The 1,945-nt window shown below is 59.3% G+C and carries 1 protein-coding gene; it reads left to right on the forward strand.

Annotation, left to right across the window (positions count from 1 at the left end; all coding sequences use genetic code 11):
- Positions 1-405: 405 nt before the first annotated feature.
- Positions 406-1,722, forward strand: a complete 1,317-nt coding sequence (locus tag C2I19_RS21270; RefSeq protein ID WP_103904568.1) for an MFS transporter — start codon at positions 406-408, stop codon at positions 1,720-1,722.
- Positions 1,723-1,945: the final 223 nt, after the last annotated feature.

A 1,945-nucleotide genomic window follows, 5' to 3' on the forward strand; every position in this document is an offset into this window, starting at 1 on the left:
GTTATTCGTTCTGTTAAAGAGCAGTGCCTTCGCTGCTTTCGTCGCACCGGAAACCGTTTCGTTTCCGCTGTTTCGTTCGCTGCGTCAGCTGAGGAGACGAACTATACCTGCGCCCCCACCCTCGGTCAACAGGTTTTTTGAGAAAAAGGCGAAAATTTCACAAAAAATGTCGTAACATGCTGATTTTTATTGAGATATTAACCTTAATTTTTTAATGGCCGATCGTTGATCTCATCAATAATCGGGCTTTGCCAGCCGGACTGAGTTCTGAAAACTTTCCAAACCGGCCTAATTCTATACTGATTTTTCAGAAAAAGCGGAAGTTACCCATTTTTCATTCCTCATCTTTTTGACATTGTCATTTCATGCTAGGATCAATCGCCCTTCATCCTTAAGGAGCACGCCATGAACATTTCCCTGAAACAACGCTTCCATGGCCTGCCTGCAGGATTTCATCTGCTAATGCTGAGCGATGTGCTGAGCGGCCTGGCCATGGGCGCCGGCTATGTCAGCATCAGCTGGTGGGTGGTAACGATGGGCGGCGCCAGCGATATGGCCTGGTTCAGCACGCTGACCGCGCTGGTGATGCTGGTGGCGCTGCCGCTGACCGCGCCGCTGGGCGACCGCTTTCCCAAAAACCGCGTCATCGCCGGCGGCATCGTGCTAGCCATGTTGTCTGGCCTGACCCTGGCCATCATGGCTTGGCTCCATATATATAGATTAGCTTGGGTGGTGGCCAGCGAGTCTCTGGCCATGTTCGCCTGGGCCATCGTCATTCCTTCCATGCTCAGCATCGCCTCCGAACTCGTGCCGGCAGCCCGCCTGTCCGATGCGCTGTCGCTACAGAAAAGCTCGCAATCGGTGGGTAATTTGATCGGCCCGGTCATAGGCGGCAGCCTGATGGCCATTGCGCCGGCCTGGATGGCGCTGGGCAGCTACGCGCTGCTGCTGGCCATCGCCGCCATCGGCGCTTTGCGCATCCAGATACCCTCGCGCAGCCTGGAGCATGTGCGGGCGGAAAGCTTCATCGAGCAGATCCGCAGCGGCCTGCGCGTGCGCTGGCGCATCCCGCTGGAGCGCAGTTGGGCGTTTTGGGGCTTGCTGGTGATGACGGCCTACTTCCCCATGGTGGCGACCCTGTTACCGATCAAGCTGCACCAGCTGAAGCTGCCGGCGTTCTGGCTCGGCGCCTGCGAGGCTGCGGTCAGCGGCGGCCTGCTGGTCGGCTCGCTATGGTTGACTCACCGCCTGCTGCAACGCTGTAGCCGGCCGCGCGCCCGGGCCTTCGCCATGTGGTCGCTCGGCGCGGTGTTCCTGGTGGTGGCGCTGACCGACCACCCGCTGGTGATGCTGGCCATGTTCGGCATTGAAGGCGCGCTGCTGTCCATCACCATGCTGATAGGCCAGACCCATCGCACCTTGGCGGTGCCGGAGCCGTATCGCGCGCGGGTGTCGGCTATCAATGTATTGGTGGCCAAGTTAGGCGGCATGCTGGGGCCGGCGCTGGCAGGCATTCTGCTGACGCGCTGGTCGCTGGATGCGGTCTATCTGTTCTTCGCCCTATTCCACTTGCTGACAGTGCCGCCCATGCTCCTGCTGCCCGGCGTCAACCGTTTCCTGAACCTGAGCCATGAAGAGGTGAAGGACTGGTATCTGAAGCAGCACCCGGAGGCGTTCGAACCCGTCGCGCCGGCGGTCGATAAACTGAAGCAGCCTATATAAGGTAAAACGGCGGCCTGAGGCCGCCGTTCTCTACTCTACTATATATAGCGTTCTCTCTATATATAGTGAGTAAGAGGGCTGGATCGCCCCCTCTCCCCTACCCCCTCTCCCGCGAGGGGAGAGGGGCATCTCGCGCAGGTACGCGTCTGCGTCTGCGTCTGCGTCTGCGTCTGCGTCTGCGTCTGCGTCTGCGTCTGCGTCTGCGTCTGCGTCTGCGTCTGCG

The organism is Chromobacterium alticapitis (assembly GCF_002924365.1).
GTDB lineage: Bacteria > Pseudomonadota > Gammaproteobacteria > Burkholderiales > Chromobacteriaceae > Chromobacterium > Chromobacterium alticapitis.

Coding starts and splice junctions, on each gene's coding strand:
- C2I19_RS21270 (WP_103904568.1), top strand. CDS start 406: ATGAACATTTCCCTGAAACAACGCTTCCATGGCCTGCCTGCAGGATTT.